This is a genomic window from Streptomyces sp. NPDC001393, assembly GCF_053597455.1.
Genome location: NZ_JBSFIH010000012.1, coordinates 1 through 26,171, shown reverse-complemented (window position 1 = coordinate 26,171; position 26,171 = coordinate 1). Strand labels below are relative to the sequence as shown.

The 26,171-nt window shown below is 71.8% G+C and carries 21 protein-coding genes; 13 read left to right on the top strand and 8 right to left on the bottom strand.

Features of this window, described 5'->3' with window-relative positions; translation table 11 throughout:
• Positions 1-230: 230 nt before the first annotated feature.
• The gene (locus ACWC2T_RS15825; RefSeq protein ID WP_450671059.1) at positions 231-4,394 is read left to right on the top strand and encodes a hypothetical protein; all 4,164 of its coding nucleotides are present in this window, start codon (positions 231-233) and stop codon (positions 4,392-4,394) included.
• Between the two features lie 207 nt (positions 4,395-4,601).
• On the top strand, positions 4,602-5,549 hold the full coding sequence (locus ACWC2T_RS15820; protein WP_450670938.1) for a bifunctional riboflavin kinase/FAD synthetase: 948 nt from the start codon (positions 4,602-4,604) through the stop codon (positions 5,547-5,549).
• 81 nt (positions 5,550-5,630) lie between these two features.
• On the opposite strand, the gene ACWC2T_RS15815 is transcribed toward ACWC2T_RS15820, so the two are convergent.
• The 3 genes from ACWC2T_RS15815 to eccE form a co-directional block, all read right to left on the bottom strand.
• Complete coding sequence (locus ACWC2T_RS15815) at positions 5,631-8,792, bottom strand: SCO5717 family growth-regulating ATPase (protein WP_450670937.1); 3,162 nt, start codon at positions 8,790-8,792, stop codon at positions 5,631-5,633.
• A 346-nt stretch (positions 8,793-9,138) separates the two neighbouring features.
• The gene (locus ACWC2T_RS15810; RefSeq protein ID WP_450671058.1) at positions 9,139-9,900 is read right to left on the bottom strand and encodes a hypothetical protein; all 762 of its coding nucleotides are present in this window, start codon (positions 9,898-9,900) and stop codon (positions 9,139-9,141) included.
• 14 nt (positions 9,901-9,914) lie between these two features.
• Complete coding sequence (gene eccE / locus ACWC2T_RS15805; protein ID WP_450670936.1) at positions 9,915-10,685, bottom strand: type VII secretion protein EccE; 771 nt, start codon at positions 10,683-10,685, stop codon at positions 9,915-9,917.
• 329 nt (positions 10,686-11,014) lie between these two features.
• On the opposite strand from eccE, the gene ACWC2T_RS15800 reads away from it, so the two are divergent.
• The gene (locus tag ACWC2T_RS15800; protein ID WP_450671066.1) at positions 11,015-11,356 is read left to right on the top strand and encodes a hypothetical protein; all 342 of its coding nucleotides are present in this window, start codon (positions 11,015-11,017) and stop codon (positions 11,354-11,356) included.
• A 63-nt stretch (positions 11,357-11,419) separates the two neighbouring features.
• On the top strand, positions 11,420-12,916 hold the full coding sequence (locus ACWC2T_RS15795; RefSeq protein ID WP_450670935.1) for an outer membrane protein assembly factor BamB family protein: 1,497 nt from the start codon (positions 11,420-11,422) through the stop codon (positions 12,914-12,916).
• 52 nt (positions 12,917-12,968) lie between these two features.
• Here ACWC2T_RS15795 and ACWC2T_RS15790 read toward each other — a convergent pair whose 3' ends face one another.
• Together ACWC2T_RS15790 and ACWC2T_RS15785 are read right to left on the bottom strand one after the other, a co-directional pair.
• The gene (locus ACWC2T_RS15790; protein WP_450670934.1) at positions 12,969-13,265 is read right to left on the bottom strand and encodes a DUF397 domain-containing protein; all 297 of its coding nucleotides are present in this window, start codon (positions 13,263-13,265) and stop codon (positions 12,969-12,971) included.
• Between the two features lie 70 nt (positions 13,266-13,335).
• On the bottom strand, positions 13,336-13,641 hold the full coding sequence (locus ACWC2T_RS15785) for a hypothetical protein (protein ID WP_450670933.1): 306 nt from the start codon (positions 13,639-13,641) through the stop codon (positions 13,336-13,338).
• Positions 13,642-13,743: 102 nt separating this feature from the next.
• On the opposite strand from ACWC2T_RS15785, the gene ACWC2T_RS15780 reads away from it, so the two are divergent.
• The 6 genes from ACWC2T_RS15780 to ACWC2T_RS15755 all read left to right on the top strand — a co-directional run bounded on the left by ACWC2T_RS15780 (position 13,744) and on the right by ACWC2T_RS15755 (position 19,868).
• Positions 13,744-14,334 carry a hypothetical protein gene (locus ACWC2T_RS15780; protein WP_450670932.1) on the top strand — a complete coding sequence of 197 codons (591 nt, stop codon included), beginning with the start codon at positions 13,744-13,746 and terminating at the stop codon, positions 14,332-14,334.
• 66 nt (positions 14,335-14,400) lie between these two features.
• On the top strand, positions 14,401-14,688 hold the full coding sequence (gene rpsO / locus ACWC2T_RS15775) for a 30S ribosomal protein S15 (RefSeq protein ID WP_003997419.1): 288 nt from the start codon (positions 14,401-14,403) through the stop codon (positions 14,686-14,688).
• Positions 14,689-15,028: 340 nt separating this feature from the next.
• Positions 15,029-17,248: a polyribonucleotide nucleotidyltransferase gene (locus ACWC2T_RS15770; protein ID WP_450670931.1), complete on the top strand. Its 2,220-nt coding sequence runs from the start codon at positions 15,029-15,031 to the stop codon at positions 17,246-17,248.
• Positions 17,245-18,624, top strand: coding sequence for a M16 family metallopeptidase (locus ACWC2T_RS15765; RefSeq protein WP_450670930.1), 1,380 nt, complete (start codon positions 17,245-17,247; stop codon positions 18,622-18,624). The genes ACWC2T_RS15770 and ACWC2T_RS15765 overlap by 4 nt, the downstream gene beginning before the upstream one ends.
• 25 nt (positions 18,625-18,649) lie before the next feature.
• A complete protein-coding gene (dapB, locus tag ACWC2T_RS15760; protein WP_450670929.1) occupies positions 18,650-19,402 on the top strand; it encodes a 4-hydroxy-tetrahydrodipicolinate reductase in 753 nt (250 codons plus the stop codon).
• Positions 19,403-19,415: 13 nt separating this feature from the next.
• A complete protein-coding gene (locus ACWC2T_RS15755) occupies positions 19,416-19,868 on the top strand; it encodes a tetratricopeptide repeat protein (protein ID WP_351210692.1) in 453 nt (150 codons plus the stop codon).
• Between the two features lie 163 nt (positions 19,869-20,031).
• Here ACWC2T_RS15755 and ACWC2T_RS15750 read toward each other — a convergent pair whose 3' ends face one another.
• The 3 genes from ACWC2T_RS15750 to ACWC2T_RS15740 form a co-directional block, all read right to left on the bottom strand.
• On the bottom strand, positions 20,032-20,748 hold the full coding sequence (locus tag ACWC2T_RS15750; protein WP_450670928.1) for an SDR family oxidoreductase: 717 nt from the start codon (positions 20,746-20,748) through the stop codon (positions 20,032-20,034).
• Positions 20,749-20,878: 130 nt separating this feature from the next.
• On the bottom strand, positions 20,879-21,433 hold the full coding sequence (locus ACWC2T_RS15745; RefSeq protein WP_450670927.1) for a hypothetical protein: 555 nt from the start codon (positions 21,431-21,433) through the stop codon (positions 20,879-20,881).
• A 90-nt stretch (positions 21,434-21,523) separates the two neighbouring features.
• The gene (locus ACWC2T_RS15740; protein WP_351210686.1) at positions 21,524-21,760 is read right to left on the bottom strand and encodes a hypothetical protein; all 237 of its coding nucleotides are present in this window, start codon (positions 21,758-21,760) and stop codon (positions 21,524-21,526) included.
• Between the two features lie 203 nt (positions 21,761-21,963).
• Between ACWC2T_RS15740 and thyX the strand changes: the two genes are divergently transcribed.
• From thyX to ACWC2T_RS15725, 3 genes are all read left to right on the top strand, one after another.
• Positions 21,964-22,713, top strand: a complete 750-nt coding sequence (thyX, locus tag ACWC2T_RS15735; RefSeq protein WP_450670926.1) for an FAD-dependent thymidylate synthase — start codon at positions 21,964-21,966, stop codon at positions 22,711-22,713.
• Between the two features lie 239 nt (positions 22,714-22,952).
• The gene (gene dapA, locus ACWC2T_RS15730; RefSeq protein ID WP_450670925.1) at positions 22,953-23,852 is read left to right on the top strand and encodes a 4-hydroxy-tetrahydrodipicolinate synthase; all 900 of its coding nucleotides are present in this window, start codon (positions 22,953-22,955) and stop codon (positions 23,850-23,852) included.
• 155 nt (positions 23,853-24,007) lie between these two features.
• A complete protein-coding gene (locus tag ACWC2T_RS15725; RefSeq protein ID WP_450670924.1) occupies positions 24,008-25,693 on the top strand; it encodes a ribonuclease J in 1,686 nt (561 codons plus the stop codon).
• Positions 25,694-26,171: the final 478 nt, after the last annotated feature.

The window sequence follows — 26,171 nt, the reverse complement described above, 5'->3', positions numbered from 1 at the left end:
TATTCACCCGACCGGGCAGGCGCTCGGAGTGAACCAGGGGAGCGGAAGGGGGCGCGTTCGCCACACGCTCTGTCCCGCCGATCACCCCACGCCTACCGTCGACAACAGTGCGACGCAAGACGGGCGTGTGAGCTCGGCGGGGAGGTACGGCCATGGCGGGACGGGGCCCGCGCACCGACAGGGGCGCCGACGCCACCAGCTACACCACAGGTACCACTGACATCGGCAGCATGGGCGGCACCGGCGGCACCACGGGCTTCTCACACCGCGCCGAGGGCCTGCCGGACCCCACCGCCGCGCCGGGCGCACAGGACGACGGGCCCCGCCCCGACCCCGCCCTCGTCCAGATCCGCGACCTCGCAGGACGGCCCCGAGGCGTCGGCTTCCTCGCCGATCACCAGGGCACCCTGCTCACCAGCCACGAGGCGGTCGACGGCCTGCCCCGGCTCGTGCTGCAGGTCGCCGGCGGCGACCGCACCTGTGTGGTCGCCGCGGACGCCGTCACCCCGCTGCCCGAGCGCGACCTGGCCCTGGTCCGCACCGAGGGCCTGGGCCTCGACCCGCTGCCGCTGACCGTGCGGGAGCGGATCGACGCCGGAACCTATGTACGGATCCCCGCGGGCTGCTGGCGTCAGGCGCGGGTGCTGGCCGCCACCGAGGCGACGTACACCGCCACCGACCGCTTCCACCTCCTCCAGGAGGCGCTGGAGCTGGCCATCGGCACCGCCGGCCAGGACGCGCTGCGGCTGGGCGGCGGTGCGGCCGGGGGACCGGTGCTCGACACGGAAACCGGCGCGGTGATCGGCGTCCTCGGCACCGCCCTGCGCTCCGCGCAGCGCGACACGGGCTTCGCGGTGCCGCTGCGGCCCGCCGACGGCCCCCTCGGCGAGCTGCTCGCCCGCAACGCGGCCACCGTGCCCGCCTACGGCGCCGACCTCAACCTCGCCGGCATCCTGCAGCTGACCGCCACCTCGGTCGGCCAGGACGGCCCGCAGGGCCTGCTCGCGGGGGCCGTGGAACCGGTCGAACGCCACGGCGTCGCACGGGAGTTGGCCGCCTTCACGGACGGCGAGCGGGCCGTGCTCGGGCTCGTCGGCGCCCCGGGCAGCGGCCGTACGACGGCACTCGCGGCCCTCGCCGCCCGCCGGGCCCGCGGCGAGTGGCCTGCCCCGACGCTGTGGCTGCGCGGCGCCGACCTGGAGGACGGCGACGACTCGGTGGCCGACGCGGCCCGCCGCACCCTGGAACGGGCCGCCAGGATCGTCGCCGCCGCCCGTGCCGTCCGCCCCGAATCCCTGGGCGACCTCACTCCCGAACACCTGGCCCACCTCGCCGCCCGGGCCGGCCGCCCGCTCCTGCTCGTCCTGGACGGCCCCGAGGAGATGCCACCCGTCCTCGCCCCCCGCCTCCCCGACTGGACCGGGGGAACGGCCACCTGGCTGCGCCGGACCGGGGCACGCCTGGTGGTGGCCTGCCGGGAGGAGTACTGGGAGCGGGCAGGAGCGGAATTCCCTGCCGAGCTGCTGCACACACCGACGCCCTCCGCGGCCGCCACCCCGCCGACTTTGGCGGCGTCAGCCCGTTGTGCTGCGTCCGGGGTTCGGGCCGGGGCAGCTGTGTCTGAGGCGGGGCCTGGCTCGGCGGTGTCCGGTGGTGGCGGGGTTTGTATGGCCGCGGCCGGTGTGGGGAGCCCGGTCGGTTGTGGGGCTTCGGTGGCCTCAGCCCGTTCTGTTGCTTCCGGGGCTTGGGCAGCCGGGGCCGGCGTGTGTGAGGCGGGGCCTGGCTCGGCGGTGTCCGGTGGTGGCGCTGCCCGTACGGAACCGGCGGGTCCGGCGACCTCGGCCTGCTGTGCGGCCTCCGCCGCTTCAGCCGGATCCGCCGCTCCAGGCGCTCCCACGGCTTCCGTGGCTGCGGGCGCCTCTTCCGGTCCCGTGGCTTCCGGCGCTTCCTTCGGTGCCGCGGCCCCAGACGCCCCTTCCCGTCCCGTGGCTCCCGCCGCCTCCGTCGGTGCAGCGCTTGCGGCCGCCCGCACCGGTTCCATGGCTGCGGCCGCCCCTACGGGTCCCATGACTCCGGCCGGCCCTGCACGGCCGGGGACCTCCGTGGCTCCGGCCACCCAGGCGGGCACCCCGACCCCCACGGACACGGACATGCAGACGGCCCACGCAGTCCTGATCAACCCCGCAGACGCCGCCGAGCCCGGCACCGCCCCCAGCAGGCCCACGGCCCCCCTCCCACCCTGCCTGCACCTGCCCGATCTGACCGCGGAAGAGGCCCGTCTGGCCCGCGTCCGCCACGCGATCCCCGACGGCGCCCTGACCGAGCGCGACGCCCGGCATCCGCTCACCCTCCGGCTGCTGTCCGAAGTCCGGGCCGCCACCCCGGACGCACACATCGCGGGGCCGGTCGACCGGCACGAGGTGTTCGCCGCCCACCTGGACCTGATGTGCCTGCGCATCGCGGTACGGCTCGCCGCGGACAGCGGCCTGCACGGCACCGCCGTACGCCGGCTCGCCGCTCGCGTGGCCGGGCAGGTGCACGAGGCCGCCCGGCGGAGCCTCGGGCCCGGGCAGGGCGAGCTGGACCGGGCGTCGTTCGAGGCGGTGTTCCCCTGGGGGCCCGCCCCGGCCCGGCTCGGCGGCGGCACCGGCTGGGCGTCCGCCGTACTGGCCGAGGGCCTGCTCGTCCCGGCCGGCCGGGGCTACCGCTTCGCGCACGAGGAGCTGGCCGACTGGATCCAGGGCATGCACCTCGACCTCGACGAGGCCCTGCGCGCCCTGGTCCACCGCCCCCGGGCCGACCGCGAAACCGCCCCCGTGCCGGTGCCGCACCATCGTGTCGGCCCCGTCGTCCAGGCCCTGCTGCTCCTCGCCCGGCAGCAGGGCGACCGCCAACTGGCCGCCCGGCTACGGGATTTGACGGACGCCCTGGACCGCGACCCCGGCTCCTGGTGGGCCGCCCGGCTGCTCGCCCGCACCCTGCTGGAGGTCCCGGACGCGACGCCGTACACCGAGGTGCTGCGGCGGCTCGCCGACCGGATCGTGGCCTGGCGCCACGCGCAGCGGCCCGTGCCGGCCGAGTTCGGCCCGGGCTTCTGGACCGAACTGCCGGTCGGTGACACCGAGCGGCTCGATCTGCTGCGCCGGCTCGTGCCGGCCGACCGGACGCCCCCGGAGGCCGGCGAGCGTTACCTGGACGCCGTCGCCCGGCTGCTCGCGGCCGCGCCCGCCGCCGTACAGCCGCGGCTGACGTGCTGGTTCGACGACGAACGGCCGCTGCCCGCGACCCCGCACGCCACCGTCGCGACGGCCGCGCAGGCGCTGCTGCACACCCACCGGCACGGCGCGCTCGACGACCTCACCGACACCCTGGTGGCGAGCCCGCACCGGCGCGCCGACGAACTGCTCGCGACCCTCGCCGAGGACGAGCCGTCGGCCCTGTGCCGGGCGGTCGACCGCTGGGCGCACGACGAGCGCCCCGCCCGCCGGGCCGCGGCCGTGGCCCACGGCCTGCGCACGGCCCCGCACGTCCGCTCGGCGGCCGACCGCGAGCTGCTGCGCTACGCCGCCCTCACCCTGCTGGCCCGCCCCGCCGACCGCGCCCTGCACGGCGGCGCCCTCGCCCTGCTGGTCCGCGACCCGCAGAGCCGCGACCGGCACCTGCACGCCGCCCTGCGGCACTTCGCGGACGGCGACCCGCAGTTCCCGCCGAGCGCCCTCGCCCCCGCCCTGACCACCCACCCCGAACCGGTCCTGGAAGCCTTCCGCGCCCGCCTGTGCGGCCCGCACCCGGAGGAGGCGCTGCTCCGCACCCTCGCCGACGTCCCCACCCCGGCCCTGGCCCGCCGCGTTGCGCCCCTGCTCCAGGAGGCGGCACGGCTGCGCCCGCAGACCGCCGGCCACCTCGCCGCCCAGATCGACCGCCGCCTCGCCCAGGGCCCCACTGCCCGCCCCGTCCTGCTGCCCCTGGTCACCGGCCTGCTCGACGGCGCCCCCGAGCAGCTCCGCGCCGCCCTTGCCCCCGTCCTCGCCGCCGGCGGCACCCCCACCTCCCGCCCGCTGCGCAGGGAGCTGCTGGAGCTTCTGCTCGCCCGGGAACAGGCCCCCGCCGTGCTGGCCGCCGTGCTGCACGCGGTGGCCGAGCACGGCGCCGGGGACGTCCGGGAGGAGGAGGTCCGCGGGCTCGTCCACCGCACCGGCCTGCTCCTCGTCCGCACCCCCGAGGGCGCCACCTGCTTCGACCGCGGCCTGGTCGACCTGGGCCGGCACGTGCCGGGCTTCGCCGCGCGGATGGCCGGCTGGCTGGCCGCCGCCCCGGACGAATGGGCCGCCGTCGTGGGCCCCAGCACCCGCCGCACGCTGGAAAACCTGGCGGGTGTCCGCGTCCCGGCCTGACCGGCAGGGGGGACGGCTTGACCGGCAGTGGGGGTACGGCCTGACCGGCAGCGGGGGGTACGGCCTGACCGGCACCCGGGGGTGCGGTGGACGTGCGCCCGGTCACAGCCCCGATACCGATGCGGGTCCGGGGCACCCGGCATGGCACCCTTAGACCTGCGCAAGTCTTAGGCGTCGATTTGGACACGGGTTCGAGGAGCGGTCACAGTGCAGCGCTGGCGTGGCTTGGAGGACATCCCCCAGGACTGGGGGCGCAGCGTCGTCACCATCGGTTCCTACGACGGCGTCCACCGCGGCCACCAGCTGATCATCAAGCATGCCGTCGACCGCGCCCGCGAGCTGGGCGTCCCGGCCGTCGTCGTCACCTTCGACCCGCACCCCAGCGAGGTCGTCCGCCCCGGCAGCCACCCGCCGCTGCTGGCCCCGCACCACCGCCGTGCCGAGCTGATGGCGGACCTGGGCGTGGACGCGGTCCTCATCCTCCCCTTCACCACCGAGTTCTCCAAGCTCTCGCCCGCCGAGTTCGTGGTGAAGGTCCTGGTGGACAAGCTGCACGCGAAGGCGGTCGTGGAGGGCCCGAACTTCCGCTTCGGCCACAAGGCGGCCGGCAACGTCGAGTTCCTCGCAGAGCAGGGCAAGATCTACGACTTCGAGGTCGAGGTCGTCGACCTGTACGTCACCGGCGAGGCGGGCGGCGGACAGCCGTTCTCCTCGACCCTGACCCGCCGCCTGGTCGCCGAGGGCGACGTCGAGGGCGCCCGCGAGATCCTGGGCCGCCCGCATCGCGTGGAGGGCGTGGTCGTCCGCGGCGCCCAGCGCGGCCGCGACATGGGGTTCCCGACGGCCAACGTCGAGACCCTCCCGCACACCGCCATCCCCGCCGACGGCGTGTACGCCGGCTATCTGCACGTCGCGGGCGAGGCCATGCCGGCCGCGATCTCCGTCGGCACGAACCCGCAGTTCGACGGCACCGAGCGCACGGTGGAGGCGTACGCCATCGACCGCGTCGGCCTCGACCTGTACGGCCTGCACGTCGCCGTCGACTTCCTCGCCTACGTGCGCGGCCAGGCGAAGTTCGACACGCTGGAGGCCCTGCTGGAGCAGATCGCCGCGGATGTGAAGCGGTGCCGCGAGATCGTGGCGGCGGAGGGGTAGGCCTGCGGCGGTGCTACGAAGCGACAGGGCGGCCGGTGCGCTGAGCACCGGCCGCCCTGTCGCTTGCCTACTGCCGCTTGCCTACTGCTGCGGATAGCCGGGCTGCGGCTGCTGCTGCCCCTGCGGCGGCTGGGGGTAGCCGTACGGCTGGCCAGGCTGCTGCGGCGGGTACGGCTGCTGGCCCGGCGCCGCCTGGGGGTAGGGCTGCTGACCCGGTGCCTGCGGGTACGGCGGCTGTCCCTGCTGGGGCGGGTAGGGCTGCGGCGGCCCGGTGTACAGCTCCTGGCCGGGGGCCTGCGGATAGGGCTGGCCCGGCATCGGCTGGCCCGGCATCGGCGGGGCGGCCACCGGCGGCGGGTTGCCGTCGCTGGTCCACAGCCCGTGCGCCTGCTGGTGCCGTACGAAGTCCTCGGCGACCATCGCGGCGAGGTTGAAGTACGCCTCGCGCGTCCGCGGCCGCATCATGTCGAGGTCGACCTCGGCACCGGCGGCCAGATGTTCGTCGAAGGGCACGACCACGACCCCTCGGGTCCGCGTCTCGAAGTGGGACACGATGTCCTCGACCTTGATCATCTTGCCGGTCTCGCGGACCCCGGAGATGACCGTGAGCGACCGGGAGACCAGGTCGGCGTACCCGTGCGCGGACAGCCAGTCCAGTGTCGTACTGGCGCTGCTCGCGCCGTCCACGGACGGCGTGGAGATGATGATGAGCTGGTCGGCAAGGTCGAGCACCCCGCGCATGGCGCTGTACAGCAGACCGGTGCCCGAGTCGGTCAGGATGACCGGGTACTGCCGGCCGAGCACGTCGATCGCGCGCCGGTAGTCCTCGTCGTTGAACGTGGTCGAGACGGCCGGGTCCACGTCGTTGGCGATGATCTCCAGACCGGAGGGCGCCTGCGAGGTGAACCGCCGGATGTCCATGTAGGAGTTCAGGTACGGGATCGCCTGCACGAGGTCGCGGATGGTGGCACCCGTCTCCCGGCGCACCCGCCGCCCGAGCGTGCCGGCGTCCGGGTTGGCGTCGATGGCGAGGATCTTGTCCTGCCGCTCGGTGGCGAGGGTGGAGCCGAGTGCGGTGGTCGTGGTCGTCTTGCCGACGCCGCCCTTGAGGCTGATGACCGCGATCCGGTAGCAGGACAGCACCGGGGTGCGGATCAGCTCCAGCTTGCGCTGCCGCTCAGCCTCCTCCTTCTTGCCGCCGAGCTTGAACCGGCCGCCCGCCGCCGCGGGCCGTCCGCTCTTCGCCTTCTGCTTCTTGTTGTTCAGCAGCCGGTCCGAGGACAGCTCCACGGCGGCCGTGTAACCGAGCGGCGCGGCGCCGGGGTTGGTCGGCTGCCGCTGGTCGTGCTGGACGGCCTGCGGCCATGCCCCGCCGGCTCGCGGGTCCACCGGGGCGTGGGGGGCCTGCGGGACCTGCGGCGCTTGGTCGGCTGCCGGTGCGCCGCCCGGTGCCTGCGGCGGCTGCGGGAATCCGTAACCGCCGGGCTGGGGCTGGGCGTTGGGGGTGCCGGGCTGCGGGGCGGGGGGCTGCGGGAAGCCGTAACCACCCGGCTGGGGCTGGGGCTGGGGCTGGGGCTGGGCGTTCGGGGTGCCGGGCTGGGGGAAGCCGTAACCTCCCGCCGTGTTGGGGCCGTTGGGGCCGTTGGGGTTGGGCTGGGGTGCGGGGGGCTGCGGGAAGCCGTAGCCGCCCGCCGCGGCGGGCCCCGTCGGGTTCTGCTGCGGTCCCGGGCCCGCCGCCGGCTGCCCGGAGGCGTTCGGCTGACCGGGCTGACTGGGCTGGCCGGGCTGCGGCGCCGTGGGCACGCCGGGCTGGTTCGGCTGGTTCGCCGGGTTCGGCTGGTTCCAGGCGGCGGGCGCGGGCTGGGGTGCCTGCGGCTGGAAGGGCGGCTGCTGGCCGGATCCGTCACCGGGGCTCTGCGCGGCCGACGGCTGCGGCCGGCCGGGCATCGGGCCGGGCTGTTGCTGCGCGGGCCACTGGGCCGCCGGAGCGGGCGCCGCGGGCTGGTAGGAGGGCGGCAGCGGAGGCACCCCGCTCTGCGGCGCGGGCGGAGGCGCCCAGCCGGGCCGGGCGTCCTGGACGGGAGCGGGGGGCACGGTGTCCTGGGGCGCGCCGGCCTGCGCGGTGCCGTCCGGCTGGGCGCCGTTCTCCGCGTCCTGCGCGGCCGCGTCCGTGGCCCCGGTGCCGTCGGCCTCGGCGTCGCCGGACTTGGTGTCGTCGGACTTGGTGTGCTCGGACTCGACATCGTCGGACTGGGCGTCGTGGGCGGAACCCTCCCGGGCGCCGTCCGTGTCCCCGGCCTCGGCACCGGTGTCGCCCTCGGCCGTGTCGCCGGCCTGAGCCTTGCTCGCGCCCTCGCCTTCGCTGCTGTCCTCATGCGCGTCGGCAGCGGAGACCACCGCGTCCTGCCCGGAACCGGCGTCGGCCCCGGAGCCGGCTTCCCCGGAGGCCATGTCCGCGGACCCCGCGTCCGACTGCTCCTCCGCGCCTTCGGCACCCTCGGCGGAGCCCTCCGGCGCGGACGCCTCGGACGCGTCGCCCTCGGCACCGGCGGAGCCCGTGGCCGTACCCGCCGTACCCGCAGTGGAGCCCTCGTCGTCGGCGCCGGTCCGGATCGCGGCGGCGCGCTCGGCGATCTCCGCGATCTCGCGCTTCAGGGCCACGGCGGAGAACCGCATGGTGGCCCCGCTCTCCAGGTCCCCGTTGCTCGGCTCCGGCTCGGCGGCGGGCGCCGGAGCCTGCGGCGGGGTCTGCGGCGCCTGCTGGGCGGCCTGTGCCTGCTGAGCCGGTTGGGCGGCCTGCGGCTGCTGCGCCTCGAACCCCTCCGGCAGCCGCGGCATCGGTACGGGATTCCCGACGGGCGGCGTGGGCGGCGCGGGCGGCACGGGCCCGGCGTAGGGGGCGCCCTGGGTCGGCGGAGCCAGGGTGTAGGAAGAGTCCTGGGCTGGCGCGGGAGGCGGGGGATAGGGAGTGCCCTGGGCCGGCGCGGGAGGCGGGGTGAAGGCAGCGCCCTGGGCCGGCGGCGCGGGCGGGGTGTAGGGGGCGTCGTGCGCCGACGGGGGTGGCGGGGGCGCCGGAGCCGGCGCAGACGTACCGGACGAGCCCTGCGCGTTCTGCGTGTACCAGGCGGGCGGCGCGTAGTCGATGGTGAACTCGCCCGTCATCTCGATGGCGGACTCCGCGTCGGTCTGGTCGTCGTCGGGTGTGTCCCAGCCCCCGCGGATCCCGTCCCGATCGCTGTTCACAGTTCCTCCTGGTGTGGTCGAACACCCTCATGCCGTGTCGGGGCGACCGAGTTGTGTCGTTCCGAGTCGTCCGTGGTCGTTCGGGGCAGCCCGATCCGGCGGTTCTCCCCCCGGGGCGCCGACGTCCGGTCCACGGGTCGTGTCATCGTGCCCCGTCCCAGCCTAATCACCACCAGCCGTACCTCGGCAGGCCCGCCTGCCTCCGAGCACCTGCCCGCCGGCTCACAGGGCGCTCCGAACTGCCGCAACCACCCCATGGCTTGCCCGGCGAATTAGGCACTAATCGGCAGGCAAGCGACGAACCAGGAATGCCGGCAGCTCGAACAAAAGGGGCATGGCGGGCGGTTCAGTCCATCCGGCGTGGTGTGCCCAACAATCCGATCTCGGCGTCGGTGGGTTGGGTCAGCACGTACTGCCGGTCACGATCCGTGCACCACAGGGTGACGCCGTCGGGCAGTGCCGGAAGTGACTCCACCTCGGCGCGCGTCAGCCCCATGGTGCGACCCAGTTCTGCGGCTTCGTCCGGTGAAACCCGCTGGATTCCGGCCAGCCGGGCCTGGCGCAGCAGCCGGGGCGCGACCGGGCTGAGATACGGCAGCAGGGTCAGCACCGACTGCCAGGACCCGGACACCACGCGTCCGCGCGGGGGCCGCATGCCACAGTCCCGCACCACCAGCACGGGTGTGCCGGCGGAGGCACCCTGTGGCGGCACGCGACCGACGTCGTACACGGACAGTCCGTTCTGCCCGCCTCCCATGGCGTGCACCATCTGCATCCAGGCCTGCGGCCGGCCGGTCTCGACCGCGACCCGGGCGCCCGTGGCCGCGCAGCGCAGCGCCAGCACCTGTGCGGTCCACAGGCCGCCGATGAGCACGACGTCGTACGGCGTCGGCCGGTTGATGCCCAGTACGGCCGGCTGGCCCTCGGCGTCGACCCCCGCCACCACGCCGTCGTCCCCGATGGGCAGGGTGAGCGCGTCCAGGTGCTGCACGGCCAGCGCGTGCCGGCCGTGCCGGGGCCCGATCAGGCCCAGTCCGTGTCGCAGCAGTTCGACCGCCCGGCGCGGACCGGACGCCACCGGGGCCTTTGTGTCCGGCGGGGAGGACATCGCCGGAATCGTCGTCACCGCGCACCTCCGAGCGGCAGTGTGGCCAGCATGCCCGGCAGTTGTTCCCGGTCGAGGCGGGCCAGGCCGGCCCCCGCCTGCCGGGCGGCGCTCTCCAGCGCGCGCCGCGCCGCCACGAGTTCGTCGTCGCTGCGCCCGGTCACCCGCAGATGAGCGGACAGTGCCACTTCCTGCCGCTCGCCGTGCGTGAGCGTGAGGCTGAACGTGGTCGCGAGGGCCGGTGTCGCGGTGACCCGGGCGACGAAGTGGGGGAACGACTCGCCCCGCCCACCGCCCAGTTGGGGCCAGCGCCTGATCCAGTACGTCGTGTGCCGGCGGTTGTCGCAGCGCCAGCTGCGCCCGGACTCCTCCGTACGCCGCTCCCGGGTCTCGCCGCGCCCGGCCTCGGCAGTGACCAGCGGGTTGGCGCAGGCGGAGGTGGCCAGCGCGGCGACCAGTTCCTCTTCGTCGAGCACGCGCGCCCGGAACCCGGCGCCGGTCAGCCGGCTCGCGAGATGGTCCGCGCTCCGCGCGACGCACTTCTGCGCACCGAGCAGACCACCACCGCGCGCGGCCACCGCCTCCGCGCACAGCTCCGGGTCGAGCTTCAGGGCGATCCAGGTGATGCGCACCGCCGGGGCACCCGTCTGCTCCTGCAGCGGAAGGTAGTTGGAAACGGCGACGGACTGCTGGGGCAGGTGCAGCGCGGGCGCCGGCTGGGTGTGCAGGGCGGGTTCGCACTCGAGGGGGGTACGGGCGCGGGCTCGGTACCGGTGGTGTCGCCGCATCGGCGGCCCGCCGCTGCCGCGCCTTCAATACCCTTGCCGTGGCCAGCCATTCGGGCTAGGACCGTCCCCGGCACCGGATGAACGCGAGCGCGGCTACCGCGAGTTCCGGCAGTACAAGCCGTTGCAGGCGGAACGAACCGGACTCCAGCGGAATCCTCACCGTTCGCTGGAATTCCGCCCCTGAGCAAGGCGCTTGGGAGTCCAGACACCGTACCCGCGCCACGGAGCGGATCAGACACCAGGCATAGTAGGGGTCGATCCGACAGCGGAGAACGGAGACAGTGGTCTCCGGCCGTCATCCGGACGGCACACGGGGAGAGACAGGGCAGATGGCATCTCGGCGGGAGCAACTCAACGCCTGCACCTTTGCGAAGCAGCGCATGCTCGCGGCCTTCGTCCAGCCTTCCTCGGACGGCTCCGAGGAGGGATCTCCCAAGCCCTTGCGGGCGATCCTGCCCAGGAGGCGCATCGAGGCTCAGGCCCGCCGCGGCCACGAAATCCCGGTCGGGCTCGTCGGCGGCTGTGCGCTCGCCTCCTGCGCCGTGCTCTATACCGGGCAGGTCGCCCCGCTCCTGGCGGCCGGACTCGGTTCACTCGTCCTGCTCGGCCTCGGCCTGGCGCTCGCTGTGTTCGACGTGTACGCGACCGCCCGCGCGATGACCAGCAAGTGACCGGGGCCGGCATCGTCGGCCTCCCGGCCCCGTCAGTGACAGCGAGGAAAAGGATTCGGCACCGTGAGCTTCGGCCCGCCCCCGTCCATATACACCCAGTCCGCATTGGCCGTGGACCAGTCCCGGGCCAGGCGGCGTAGGCGCATCATCAGCGGGGTCGCCGCGGTGGTGGTCGCCATGGTGTGCCTCGGCGCGGGACTGTTCTGGTACCACTCGGCCGGCCGGACGAAGGGGCAGCCCGACGTCGGGGCGGTCAAGCAGGCCCCGGACGACATACGCAGGACCATGGAGAAGGTGCCCGTCTCACCGGAGGGCCAGGTCGTCGTCAAACACAATGAGGGAGGCCTCACCCGCGGCCAGCAGCGGATTGCGCCCGCCACCTGGGTCACGGGCAGGATCGTCGCGCGGGCCCTCGCCGACCGTATCGAGGGCTACAAGATCGAGCCCCACCCCGACTGGGACGCGAAGGCATGGACTCTCCAACTCGGCGGCCATGTCTGCGCCGTGAGCCGCGACGTGACCGCCGACGGCCGGACCGCCGTCGCCATCGAGCCCGGTCGCACCGACTCCCCCCAGTACGGTGTCTGTGACGAGGTGCTCATGGTCGACCTCGGCACCGGCAAGAAGCTGTGGCAGCAGAAGGTGCCGAAGGCCAACGCCGCCTCCATCATCGGCACCAACATCTCCCTGACCCGGGGCGTCGTGGCCATCGCCTGGGACGAGGGGTCGGTGGCGTACGACATGAACGGCGGCAAGCGGCTGTGGGACACGTCCGCCACGTCCCGGTGCCACGACTCGGCGTACGTCGGTGGCGGGGCCCTGCTGGCCCTCGTCAAGTGCGGCGAGTCCGGCAACGCCACCTATCGGGTGGAGAAGCTCGAGCCGCGCACCGGCAAGACCCTGTGGCGCTACTCGGTCAGCAACGGTCTGCGGGACATCTACCTGCCCTCGGCCGACCCGCCCGTGATCGCCGTCGAGGCGGGGGACTACCAGGTCACGGACCTGATCACGCTTGATCCGAAGAATGGCGAGCGGCTGGCCACCATCTCGATGAACGGCTACGACCCCAAGTGCGGCGGCAACGTCGAGGGTTACTTCGACGCCGTCGACAAGTGCTACGGCATGGTGGTCGGCCGCGACCGAGTCTTCGTCATGAGCAAGGACACCGCAGACCTCACCCGACAGCCCGAGAACAAGATCACGGCCTTCGGCCTCACGAAGGGCACCGCCGTCGCCACATTCGAGGGCCGGCTCTTCCAGCAGGTCGTCCCGGTCCGCATGAACGGTGATGATCTGATCGTTTTTCGTTCCACCGAGGACGACGTCCAGCCGGCCGCCGTGGTGGACTGGGACCCTCGGACCGACAAGGAGACCCCGTACCTCCTGTTCCACCTCCCGCAGAACGACGAGGGTGAACTCGGCGACCCGGAGCAGTCGGACATCCTCTATGAACAGGGACAGGCCTTCTTCGCCCGCCGCGTGCTGACACCCGACGACGTCCACCCGAAGGACCCGGTGTTGTCGGTGATCGGAGTGGGCAGTGCGGGGCTGAAGCACTGACATGGGAGAGGGTGCGGCACGCACGCGTGCCGCACCCTCTCCCATGCTCTGCTCACTGAGCCGCCAGCCCCCCGTTGCGCTCCGTGGGCTCCAGATCGAACTCCCCGTCCCGTGCCCCCAGTACGAACGCCCGCCACTCCGCCTCGGTGTAGCGCAGCACGGTGTCGTGGTCCAGGGAGGAGCGCATCGCCACCGCCCCGCCGGGCAGGTACGCGATCTCGACCCGCTCCTCGTGCTCCTCCGTGCCCGGGGCGCAGTGCCACTCGACGCCGGAGATGTCGAGCGCGTACAACTCGTCCCGCTCCCGCTCCTTGCGTGCCCTGAGTTCCTTGTCGTCAACGTCGGCCATCGCGGCTGTCGTCCTTCCCTGAGTGCCGGCGAGCAGTGCAACTCACCCTACTGGCCCGGATTCCCGCTGATCAGCGGTTCGGACGACGTGGACCCCGGCACCGTCGCCCGCCCGAGCGCCAGTACGACCGAGCACATATGACCGAGCGGATACGCCGGATACGACCGAGCACATACCTGCCCTGGTGCAGCCCGCTGTGCGCCGTCACCGGGCACGTCAGCGCCGCCGGCTGGACGGCCGTCGCCTTCCCGAGCCGGAAGAGCGACCAGGGCGAGGCCGGCTCGGTGTGGGCCCACAGGCGCTTGCCGTGCGTCATGTCGCAGGCGGCCGAACCCTGGTCCCAGGCCACGACGACCGCGCCGTCGGTCAGCGTCACGTTGACGCCCGTGGCGGGCTGGTCTCCGCTGGTCGATGAGGGCGAGCCGGTCGCAGGGCCCGCGTCTTCGCCCGTACCGGTCGCGCGCGGTGGACCTACCCGGTGGACCAGGGCATCACCGATGCCCACCTGGTCTCCTCCCGGCCGGCCGTACTCGCCCTCGCCGCGGGCGACGACCTCGTCACCGGCCTGATCTCCCTCGACGAGCACGGCAGGACCCTCGCCCGGATCAAGCTGGACCCCGAGCACCAGACCCTCGCCTGCGACCAGGCCTTCAGCGCGGTCGTCGAAGGCTGCCGCACGGTCGTCGTGGGTGACAGCCGGGCCTTTCTCGCCACCGACCACGGAATCGACGCCTTACTGCTGTTCGGCGCGGAGGCCGACGACCTCGCCGGGATGGGCGACCCGGCCGAGGACGACGTCTTCTGCGAGCACGGCGGCTGTTCTACGCGGCGACGCGATTGCGCGGACCGACCACCAAGGGCGACACGGGCAGCACCACCAACGTCGCCGCCGACGTCGGGCCGGCGGCCTCCTGAGGCGCGCCGGAGGCCGCCCATCGCCGCAGGAGCCCCCGTCCAGGGCCACCGCGCGACCCTGGTACCCTGGCTGACGGCCGTTCGTGTACGCACCCCCGGAGCCCTCTGTGAAGGTTCTGGAGGCCGCGCCCAGCGGATCCCGCCTCCCGAGTAACGGAAGCTCCCCCGAGACGCAGACCGGGGGCACTCGGAGGCACTCAACAGACTATGAGGAGTACGCGTGTCGCTCGACGCCGCTACGAAGAAGCAGATCATCGCCGAGTTCGGTACCAAGGAGGGTGACACCGGCTCCCCCGAGGTCCAGGTCGCTCTGCTCTCCCGTCGGATCTCCGACCTGACGGAGCACCTCAAGACCCACAAGCACGACCACCACTCCCGCCGTGGCCTGCTGATCCTCGTCGGTCAGCGCCGCCGCCTTCTGCAGTACCTGGCGAAGAAGGACATCCAGCGCTTCCGTGCGCTGGTCGACCGCCTCGGCATCCGCCGTGGTGCGGCGGGCGCCAAGTAAGACGCCGTGAAGGGAGCGGTTCCCGGTAGCAGATCCGGGGGCCGCTCCCTTCGTCGTACTTGCGGAAACGTGCGGAGTGTCACTCACGCTTTGTAGTGTGGTAGCACAACGCAATACGTACGACACAGAACGACGTACGGCACAGAACGACGTACAACCAGAACGAGGAGAAGCGCACCTCGCCGCCGCCGGTCCTCGGTAGTGGCCCCCGGGGGGAAGCGAGCCCCGGGTGCTTCGATCGAAGACCGGCCCGCACCAGACGGCGCGCTTCTCCACCGCCGTCCCCCTGCCACACGGGCAGCCAAGGGACGAAAGACGATATGTAACGGAGAAAACGCTAGTGGAGAACGAGACCCACTACGCCGAGGCCGTCATCGACAACGGCGCCTTCGGCACCCGCACCATCCGATTCGAGACGGGCCGCCTGGCCAAGCAGGCCGCCGGTTCCGCCGTGGCGTACCTGGACGACGACACCATGGTGCTGTCGGCCACCACCGCCTCCAAGAACCCCAAGGACCAGCTCGACTTCTTCCCGCTGACGGTGGACGTCGAGGAGCGCATGTACGCCGCCGGGAAGATCCCCGGCTCCTTCTTCCGCCGTGAGGGCCGGCCCTCCGAGGACGCCATCCTCACCTGCCGCCTCATCGACCGCCCGCTGCGCCCGTCCTTCCGGAAGGGCCTGCGCAACGAGATCCAGATCGTCGCCACGATCATGGCGCTCAACCCCGACCACCTGTACGACGTCGTGGCGATCAACGCCGCGTCCGCGTCCACGCAGCTGGCCGGTCTGCCCTTCTCCGGCCCGATCGGCGGCGTCCGCGTCGCGCTGATCCGCGGTCAGTGGGTCGCCTTCCCGACGCACACCGAGCTCGAGGACGCCGTCTTCGACATGGTGGTCGCCGGCCGCGTCCTGGAGGACGGCGACGTCGCGATCATGATGGTCGAGGCCGAGGCCACCGAGAAGACCATCAAGCTGGTCGAGGGCGGCTCCGAGGCGCCGACCGAGGAGGTCGTCGCCGCAGGTCTGGAGGCCGCCAAGCCCTTCATCAAGGTCCTGTGCCGCGCCCAGGCCGACCTGGCCGCCAAGGCCGCCAAGCCGGTCGGCGAGTTCCCGATCTTCCTGGACTACCAGGACGACGTACTCGAGGCCCTGACCGCCGCGGTCAAGCCCGAGCTCGCCCAGGCGCTCACCATCGCCGGCAAGCAGGAGCGCGAGGCCGAGCTGGACCGCGTCAAGGGTCTCGCCGCCGAGAAGCTCCTGCCGGAGTTCGAGGGCCGCGAGAAGGAGATCTCCGCCGCGTACCGCTCGCTGACCAAGGCCCTGGTCCGTGAGCGCGTCATCAAGGAGAAGAAGCGCATCGACGGCCGTGGCGTGACGGACATCCGTACGCTCGCCGCCGAGGTCGAGGCCATCCCGCGGGTGCACGGCTCCGCGCTGTTCGAGCGTGGCGAGACCCAGATCCTGGGCGTCACCACCCTGAACATGCTCCGCATGGAGCAGCAGCTGGACACGCTCTCCCCGGTGACCCGCAAGCGCTACATGCACAACTACAACTTCCCGCCGTACTCCACCGGTGAGACCGGCCGCGTCGGCTCCCCGAAGCGCCGCGAGATCGGCCACGGCGCCCTCGCCGAGCGCGCGCTCGTGCCGGTGCTGCCGACGCGCGAGGAGTTCCCGTACGCGATCCGCCAGGTGTCCGAGGCCCTCGGCTCCAACGGCTCGACGTCCATGGGTTCGGTCTGCGCCTCCACCATGTCGCTGCTGAACGCCGGTGTGCCGCTGAAGGCCCCGGTCGCCGGTATCGCCATGGGTCTGATCTCGCAGGAGATCGAGGGCGAGACGCACTACGTCACCCTCACCGACATCCTCGGTGCCGAGGACGCCTTCGGTGACATGGACTTCAAGGTCGCCGGCACGAAGGACTTCGTGACCGCCCTCCAGCTCGACACCAAGCTGGACGGCATCCCGGCCTCCGTCCTGGCCGCGGCCCTCAAGCAGGCCCGCGACGCGCGTCTGCACATCCTCGACGTGATGATGGAGGCCATCGACCGTCCGGACGAGATGTCCCCGCACGCCCCGCGGATCATCACCGTCAAGATCCCGGTCGACAAGATCGGCGAGGTCATCGGCCCCAAGGGCAAGATGATCAACCAGATCCAGGAGGACACGGGCGCCGAGATCACCATCGAGGACGACGGCACGATCTACATCGGTGCCGCCGACGGCCCCTCCGCCGAGGCTGCCCGCGCCACGATCAACGGCATCGCCAACCCGACGATGCCCGAGGTCGGCGAGCGCTACCTCGGTACGGTCGTGAAGACGACCACCTTCGGTGCGTTCGTCTCCCTGCTGCCCGGCAAGGACGGTCTGCTGCACATCTCGCAGATCCGCAAGCTCGCCGGCGGCAAGCGCGTGGAGAACGTCGAGGACGTCCTCGGCGTGGGCCAGAAGGTCCAGGTCGAGATCGCCGAGATCGACTCCCGCGGCAAGCTCTCCCTCGTTCCGGTGATCGAGGGCGAGGAAGGCAACGAGTCTGACAAGGACGACGCCGAGCAGTGACGTCCCGTAGCTCCAAGGTGACGGCCCGCCCCTCTTCGGAGGCGCGGGCCGTCGCCCGTACCCAAACCCTCATCAAGGGCCAGAACGGCATCGGCACGGTCCGCAAGACCACCCTCCCCGGCGGCCTGCGCATCGTCACCGAGACCCTGCCCTCGGTCCGCTCCGCGACCTTCGGCATCTGGGCGCACGTAGGCTCCCGCGACGAGACCCCGGCCCTGAACGGCGCCACGCACTACCTGGAGCACCTGCTCTTCAAGGGCACGTCGACACGCAGCGCGCTGGACATCTCCTCCGCCATCGACGCCGTCGGCGGCGAGATGAACGCGTTCACGGCCAAGGAGTACACGTGCTACTACGCGCGCGTGCTCGACACCGACCTGCCGCTCGCCATCGACGTGGTCTGCGACATGCTGACCGGCTCGCTCATCCTGGAGGAGGACGTCGACGTCGAGCGCGGCGCGATCCTCGAAGAGATCGCCATGACCGAGGACGACCCGGGCGACTGTGTGCACGACCTGTTCGCGCACACCATGTTCGGCAACAACGCCCTGGGCCGCCCCGTCCTCGGCACGGTCGACACGGTCAACACCCTCACCGCCGACCGCATCCGTCGCTTCTACCGCAAGCACTACGACCCGACCCACCTCGTGGTCGCCTGTGCCGGCAACATCGACCACAACAAGGTCGTACGACAGGTCCGCGCGGCCTTCGACAAGGCGGGCGCCCTGACGAACCCGGACGCGCTGCCCATCGCCCCGCGCGACGGCAGCCGTACGATCCGCACGGCCGGCAAGGTCGAGCTGCTCGGCCGCAAGACCGAGCAGGCGCACGTCGTCCTCGGCATGCCCGGCATCGCCCGCTCCGACGACCGCCGCTGGGCCATGGGCGTGCTCAACACCGCCCTCGGCGGCGGCATGTCCTCCCGCCTCTTCCAGGAGGTCCGGGAGAAGCGGGGCCTGGCCTACAGCGTGTACTCGTACACCTCGGGCTTCGCCGACTGCGGCCTGTTCGGCGTGTACGCCGGCTGCCGGCCGAGCCAGGTGCACGACGTGCTGAAGATCTGCCGCGACGAACTCGACCACATCGCAGCCAACGGCCTGACCGACGACGAGATCGCCCGCGCCATCGGCCAGCTCCAGGGCTCCACCGTGCTCGGCCTGGAGGACACCGGCGCGCTGATGAACCGTATCGGCAAGAGCGAGCTGTGCTGGGGCGAGCAGATGTCCGTCGACGACATGCTGGACCGGATAGCGGCGGTCACCCCGGACGAGGTCCGCTCGGTCGCCCGCGACATCCTGGGACAGCGCCCGTCGCTGTCGGTCATCGGCCCGCTGAAGGACAAGCAGGCCGCACGGCTGCACGACGCCGTCGCCTAATCACTCCCGTAAGGAAGCACAAGAGATGAGCAAGCTGCGCGTGGCGGTCCTCGGTGCCGGGGGCCGGATCGGATCCGAGGCGGTCAAGGCGGTCGAAGCCGCCGAGGACATGGAGCTGGTCGCCGCCCTCGGCCGGGGCGACAAGCTCCAGACCCTGGCGGAGACAGGCGCCCAGGTCGCCGTGGAGCTGACGACCCCGGACTCCGTCATGGACAACCTCGACTTCTGTGTGCACCACAGCATCCACGCCGTCGTCGGTACGACCGGCTGGACCGAGGAACGCCTCGCGCGGCTGACGGGCTGGCTCGCCGAGTCCCCGGAGACCGGCGTGCTCATCGCGCCGAACTTCTCCATCGGCGCGGTCCTGACGATGAAGTTCGCGCAGATCGCCGCACCGTACTTCGAGTCCGTCGAGGTCGTCGAGCTGCACCACCCGAAGAAGGTGGACGCGCCGAGCGGTACGGCCACGCGCACCGCTCAGCTCATCGCCGAGGCCCGCAGGGCCGCCGGTACGGCCCCGGCGCCGGACGCCACGGTGACGGCCCTGGACGGCGCGCGGGGCGCCAGTGTCGACGGGATCCCCGTCCACGCCGTACGGCTGCGCGGGCTCCTGGCCCACCAGGAGGTGCTGCTCGGCGGCGAGGGCGAGACCCTGACCATCCGCCACGACTCCCTGCACCACAGCAGCTTCATGCCGGGCATCCTGCTCGGCGCCCGCCGCGTGGTGACCACTCCGGGCCTGACCTTCGGCCTGGAGCACTTCCTGGACCTGAGCTGAGACAGACCCTCCGATGCGCGCGAAGATCACCTACCTCGTCACGGCCGCCGTCCTGGTCTTCTACTTCGTCCTGGTCGGCAGCCGCGGCGTCATGCTCATCCAGTCCGGTACGGCCGTCACCGTCACCTTCGGGGTCGCGGTGCTGATCCTGCCGGTCATCGGCCTGTGGTTCCTGTGGAAGAACACCCAGTTCGTCCGCAGGGCCAACGCCCTGGCCGCCGAACTCGACGCCGCGGGCGGCCTGCCGGTGGACGAGCTGAAGCGGCTGCCCAGCGGCCGGATCGACCGCGACTCGGCCGACGAGGTCTTCGCCAGGCGCAAGGCCGAGACCGAGGCGTCCCCCGACGACTGGCGCTGCTGGTTCCGCCTCGCCGTCGCCTACCACGACGCCCGCGACACCCCCCGCGCGCGCAAGGCGATGCAGAGGGCCATCGCCCTGCACGACGGCAAGGCGGTCGAGGCCTGAGCAGGCCGGGCGAAGCCGGCCGAGGGCCGGCAGTCGCCGGCGGGGAGCGGGCCGCATCGATATGCGTCTACCCGCGGTGCGCGGGCGCCACCAGCCACAACGGTGGCGCACACGATCGACGGCGTCTCACGGCCCTGCCGGCGAAGCGCTCGGGCCCCGACTCTCATCGCCCGGGAATGCTGCCCCCGCCGTCCACGCCGAGCTGCTGCCCGGTGACGAAACCGGCGTCCTCGCTCAGCAGGAAGGCGATCGCCGCGGCTACCTCCTCCGGGCGGCCGAGGCGTCCCGCGGGGACGGAGCGCAGCACCCTGGCCTCGTCCGCACCGCCCACGGGGTGCGAGGCACGGAAGAGGTCGGTCTCCACCGGACCGGGAGCCACCGCGTTGACCGTCACCCCGTCCGCCGCCAACTCCAGCGCCCAGGTACGCGTCAGGCCCACCAGCGCGCTCTTGGCCGCCGCGTAGCTGCTGCGCCGGCGTGCGCCGTGCACGGAACGGCTCGTCACATTCACGATGCGGCCCCAGCCGCGCTCCCGCATCCCGCCGACGCAGGCCTGGGTGACCTGTACGGCGGCGCGCACGTTCAGGTCGTACACGGCCTGCAGGGCGTCGAGCGTGATCTCGCCCAGCGGTTCCGGCACCGCGATGCCGACGTTGTTGACGACCGCGTCCACGCGCTCCGTACGGGTCACGGTCTCCAGCAACTCGCGCGTGGCGTCCGCATCGGCGAGGTCGCAGGGGTGCAGCAGGCCCGGGAAACCATCGTCCGGGGCGCTGCGGGCGACCCCCAGCACGCGGTGTCCGAGGCCGGCGAGACGGTGTGCGGTGGCCAGGCCGATCCCCTTGGAGGCTCCGGTGATCAGCACGGTACGTCCGGACAACAGCGGTCTCCTCTCCTCGCGCGGACACGTCGGCCGAGCCTTTCACCCGCTCCCGTGCAGCACGCCCCGAACGCCGAAGGGGCCGCTCCGCAGCTCGCGCGGACCGGCCCCTTCGACGGCGCCCAGGGGTTCAGCGGTGGCGGTTCTCCGCAGCCCACGCCTCCACCGTGTCCGCGGCCCGGTCGAACGCGGCCGGGCGGCCCAGGAAGTCCAGGGTGTGTGTCGTCAGCAGGACAGGCGTGTCCTCGGCCGGCCGGTCCTGGCGGACGAGCGCCAGCGCCTGTCCCTGCACCGTCCGCGGCAGTCCCAGCCAGCGCACCGGCTGCTGCACCGTCCGCACCGAGACCACCCGCGCCCACGGCACCGTACGCGTCACCAGGAAGCCGACGTGGCGCAGCCCGCGCCCACTCACCCACACGCCCATGCGCAGCAGCCGCAGTGCGCCGGCGATGACCGCCAGGCCCCCGGTCAGGACCGCGCCGGCGGAGGACACCGAGCCGGTCAGGGCGATGGCCACCGCGGCGAACAGCACGAAGGAGGCGAGTAGCAGCACCAGCGCCGCCACAGCCACCCGCCAGGGACCGGGACGGTAGGGGCGCCGCCAGCGCTCCCGGTCGTCGAACGGCAGCGCGCTGTCGGAAGCGGCCTCGAATGTGCGGTCGGCGGTCAGGAAGGACAGGGGCACGGCTGGTCCTCACCTCATGCGTGCGTGGGCTGTGCCCGGTGAGGCTATCCGCCGCTGTTCCCGGCCACCACCCTGGGCGGCCGGACGGGGTCAGTGCCCCTGCGAGGCCTGGGACTGCTGCGTCGGTGTACTGGACGGCGTGGACATCGCCGGCATGGCGATGATCAGGGCCCCCACCAGCCCCGCGACGAGGGTGAGTCCCAGCAGCCAGTGCCCGGCTATCTGCCCGAAGGACGCCCGCGGCCGGGGCGGGGGAGTGACATTGCTGCGGAACCGGTCAGCCTCGGCCAGGAAGGCGAAGGGTACGGGCTCGCGCCGACGGAACATCGCGGGTACGTCTCCTTTCGGGATCAACGTTTTCGGCTCGAACGAGTGGGCCTCACCGATACAGACGCTCGAGTGACACAAAAGGTGCCCATGTCGGAAAAAATCCATGGTGAGATTTTTGAGGCCGGTACTGCCGTGGCTCGGCCGGGTACTGCCGTGGCCCCGGCGGGTGCCCCGTAAGGTGGGCGCGAACCACAGCTGTGATGGGAAGGACCCCAGACCCCGTGACCACCCCCGAGTCGCTCACGTTCCGCAGTGACGTCACCGTCGAGCTGGTGAAGTCCAGTGCTTCGGATGCCGACGTCCTCTTCGCCGCGCGGGTCTCCACCGCCGGCGAGCAGTCCCTGGACGAGCTGAAGAAGGACCCCGAGCGCTCCAAGGGGCTGATCAACTACCTGATGCGCGACCGGCACGGCAGCCCGTTCGAGCACAACTCGATGACGTTCTTCATCAGTGCCCCGATCTTCGTCTTCCGCGAGTTCATGCGGCACCGCGTCGGCTGGTCCTACAACGAGGAGTCCGGCCGCTACCGGGAGCTGGAGCCGGTCTTCTACGTCCCCGGCACCGACCGCAAGCTGGTCCAGGAGGGCCGCCCCGGCAAGTACGTCTTCGTCGAGGGCACCCCGGCCCAGCACGAAGCGGCCGGCGCCACCCTGCGGGAGTCGTACGAGCAGGCGTACGCCGCCTACCAGAAGATGCTCGCCGAGGGCGTCGCCCGCGAGGTCGCCCGCGCGGCCCTCCCCGTCGGCCTCTACTCCTCGATGTACGCCACCTGCAACGCCCGCTCCCTGATGCACTTCCTGGGCCTGCGCACCCAGCACGAGCTGGCCAAGGTGCCGTCCTTCCCGCAGCGGGAGATCGAGATGGTCGGCGAGAAGATGGAGGCGGAGTGGGCGAAGCTCATGCCGCTGACGTACGCCGCCTTCAATGCGAACGGGCGCGTGGCCCCGTAAGACCTGTAAGACCCGTAAGAAAGGCCTACGAAGCCCTGTTCCCCCACCAGGAACGGATGTACGGGTCAGCCTCGCGAAGTGTCCGTATTGCGGCATTTAGAGAAGTTCATCTAGCCTGATCAAACGGACCCGGCACTGCTTGAACCCCCGAGCAGGCAGTGCCGGGATCCGCATTTGTCCTGACTTTCCCGACCCCCCGAGGGCAGACCGCACAGGGAGCACCGAGTAGCGTGTTACCCATGGCTCCGACCTCGACTCCGCAGACCCCCTTCGGGCGGGTCCTCACCGCCATGGTCACGCCCTTCACGGCGGACGGCGCACTCGACCTCGACGGCGCGCAGCGGCTCGCCGCCCACCTGGTGGACGCAGGCAACGACGGCCTGATCATCAACGGCACCACCGGCGAGTCCCCCACCACCAGCGACGCGGAGAAATCGGACCTCGTACGAGCCGTCCTGGAGGCCGTCGGCGACCGCGCCCACGTCGTCGCCGGCGTCGGCACCAACAACACCCACCACAGCATCGAGCTGGCCCGCCAGGCCGAGCGCGACGGCGCACACGGCCTGCTGGTCGTCACGCCGTACTACAACAAGCCCCCGCAGGAGGGCCTGTACCGGCACTTCACCGCCGTCGCCGACGCCGCGGGCCTGCCGGTCATGCTGTACGACATCCCCGGCCGCAGCGGCGTCCCGATCAACACCGAGACCCTCGTCCGGCTCGCCGAACACCCCCGGATCGTCGCGAACAAGGACGCCAAGGGCGACCTCGGCCGCGCGAGCTGGGCCATCGCCCAGTCCGGCCTCGCCTGGTACTCCGGCGACGACATGCTGAACCTCCCGCTGCTCTCCGTGGGCGCGGTCGGCTTCGTCTCGGTCGTCGGCCACGTCGTCACCCCCGACCTGCGCGCTCTGGTCGACGCGTACGTCTCCGGCGACGTCGTCAAGGCCACCGAGATCCACCAGAAGCTGCTCCCGGTCTACACCGGTATGTTCCGCACCCAGGGCGTCATGACCACCAAGGCCGCGCTCGCCCTCCAGGGACTGCCCGCGGGCCCGCTGCGCTCGCCCATGGTCGAGTGCTCGCCCGAGGAGATCGCGCAGCTCAAGATCGATCTTGCCGCCGGCGGGGTACAGCTCTGACAACAGACTTGGCACCACACGGGCTTCACAACTGAAGAACAACAGAAGAAGCGGGCCACCGGTGCCCGCACCCCACAACGACAACTGCTTCTGCACGAACGTCTCACGCGCCACGTGCCCGACCGGTACGTGGCGCGTGTGGTGAGGAGAGTCTTTTGAGTCATCCGCATCCCGAACTCGGCCCGCCCCCGCCCCTCCCCGAGGGTGGTCTGCGGGTCACCCCGCTCGGCGGTCTCGGCGAGATCGGCCGGAACATGACGGTCTTCGAGTACGGCGGCCGCCTGCTGATCGTCGACTGCGGAGTGCTCTTCCCCGAGGAGGAGCAGCCCGGAATCGACCTGATCCTGCCGGACTTCTCGTCCATCCGGGACCGCCTCGACGACATCGAGGGCATCGTCCTCACGCACGGCCACGAGGACCACATCGGCGGTGTCCCCTTCCTGCTCCGCGAGAAGCCGGACATCCCGCTGATCGGCTCCAAGCTGACCCTCGCCCTGATCGAGGCCAAGCTCCAGGAGCACCGGATCCGCCCGTACACCCTCGAGGTGGCCGAGGGGCACCGCGAGCGCATCGGCCCCTTCGACTGCGAGTTCGTCGCCGTCAACCACTCCATCCCGGACGCGCTGGCCGTCGCCATCCGCACTCCCGCCGGCATGGCGGTGCACACCGGCGACTTCAAGATGGACCAGCTCCCGCTGGACAACCGCCTCACGGACCTGCACGCCTTCGCGCGCCTGAGCGAGGAGGGCATCGACCTCCTCCTCACGGACTCCACGAATGCCGAGGTCCCCGGCTTCACGCCGCACGAGCGCGACATCTCCAACGTCCTGCGGCAGGTCTTCGCCGGCGCCCGCAAGCGGATCATCGTCGCCAGCTTCGCCAGCCACGTCCACCGCATCCAGCAGATCCTGGACGCCGCCCACGAGTACGGCCGCCGGGTGGCCTTCGTCGGCCGCTCCATGGTCCGCAACATGGGCATCGCGCGAGACCTGGGGTACCTGAAGGTGCCCCCGGGTCTGGTCGTGGACGTGAAGACGCTGGACGACCTCCCGGACCACGAGGTGGTCCTGGTCTGCACGGGCTCCCAGGGCGAGCCGATGGCGGCGCTGTCGAGGATGGCGAACCGGGACCACCAGATCCGGATCGTCGAGGGCGACACGGTGATCCTGGCGTCCTCGCTGATCCCCGGCAACGAGAACGCGGTCTACCGCGTGATCAACGGCCTGACCCGCTGGGGCGCCAACGTCGTGCACAAGGGCAACGCCAAGGTGCATGTGTCCGGCCACGCGTCCGCGGGCGAGCTGCTGTACTTCTACAACATCTGCCGCCCGAGGAACCTCATGCCGGTCCACGGTGAGTGGCGACACCTGCGCGCCAACGCCGAGTTGGGCGCGCTGACGGGTGTCCCGCACGACCGGATCGTCATCGCCGAGGACGGCGTCGTGGTCGACCTGGTCGAGGGCAAGGCCAAGATCTCCGGCAAGGTCCAGGCGGGTTACGTGTACGTCGACGGCCTCTCCGTCGGCGATGTCGGCGAGCCGGCCCTCAAGGACCGCAAGATCCTCGGTGACGAGGGCATCATCTCCGTCTTCGTGGTCGTGGACTCGTCCACCGGCAAGATCACCGGCGGCCCGCACGTCCAGGCGCGCGGCTCCGGTATCGAGGACTCGGCCTTCGCCGACGTCATCCCGAAGATCACGGAGTCGCTGGAGCGCTCGGCCCAGGACGGCGTGGTGGAGCCGCACCAGCTCCAGCAACTCATCCGGCGCACCCTCGGCAAGTGGGTCTCGGACACCTATCGCCGCAGGCCGATGATCCTCCCTGTGGTCGTGGAGGTCTGACGGTCCGTCGGAGCTTCACCCGAGCGGGGCGCCTCGATTTGCATCGAGGCGCCCCACTCCAGTACGTTTACGGCTCCGCCCAACCGGGAACCCCAGCACTTCACGCGCTGGACACGGGTGCCCGGAGCGGGTGGGAAAACCGACTCAGAACTTCTGATAAAGTCGGAACCGCCGGAAAGGAAACCGCGAGAAAAAGCGGGAACCTGGAAAGCACCGAGGGAATCGGATCGAGAAAAGATCTGATAGAGTCGGAAACACCGAAGGGAAGCGCCCGGAGGAAAGCCCGAGAGGGTGAGTACGAAGGAAGCGATCGTTCCTTGAGAACTCAACAGCGTGCCAAAAGTCAACGCCAGATATGTTGATACCCCGTCTCCGGTCATCACGATCGGGGCGAGGTTCCTTTGAAATACACAGCGAGGACGCTGTGAACGGTCGGATCATTCCTCCGACTGTTCCGCTCCCGTGAAAAGCATTCACG

Coding starts and splice junctions, on each gene's coding strand:
- ACWC2T_RS15825 (WP_450671059.1), top strand. CDS start 231: ATGGGCGGCACCGGCGGCACCACGGGCTTCTCACACCGCGCCGAGGGC.
- ACWC2T_RS15810 (WP_450671058.1), bottom strand. CDS start 9,900: ATGTCCTCCCCGCCGGACACAAAGGCCCCGGTGGCGTCCGGTCCGCGC.
- eccE (WP_450670936.1), bottom strand. CDS start 10,685: ATGCGGCGACACCACCGGTACCGAGCCCGCGCCCGTACCCCCCTCGAG.
- ACWC2T_RS15800 (WP_450671066.1), top strand. CDS start 11,015: ATGGCATCTCGGCGGGAGCAACTCAACGCCTGCACCTTTGCGAAGCAG.
- ACWC2T_RS15790 (WP_450670934.1), bottom strand. CDS start 13,265: ATGGCCGACGTTGACGACAAGGAACTCAGGGCACGCAAGGAGCGGGAG.
- dapB (WP_450670929.1), top strand. CDS start 18,650: ATGAGCAAGCTGCGCGTGGCGGTCCTCGGTGCCGGGGGCCGGATCGGA.
- ACWC2T_RS15755 (WP_351210692.1), top strand. CDS start 19,416: ATGCGCGCGAAGATCACCTACCTCGTCACGGCCGCCGTCCTGGTCTTC.
- ACWC2T_RS15740 (WP_351210686.1), bottom strand. CDS start 21,760: ATGTTCCGTCGGCGCGAGCCCGTACCCTTCGCCTTCCTGGCCGAGGCT.
- thyX (WP_450670926.1), top strand. CDS start 21,964: ATGGGAAGGACCCCAGACCCCGTGACCACCCCCGAGTCGCTCACGTTC.
- dapA (WP_450670925.1), top strand. CDS start 22,953: ATGGCTCCGACCTCGACTCCGCAGACCCCCTTCGGGCGGGTCCTCACC.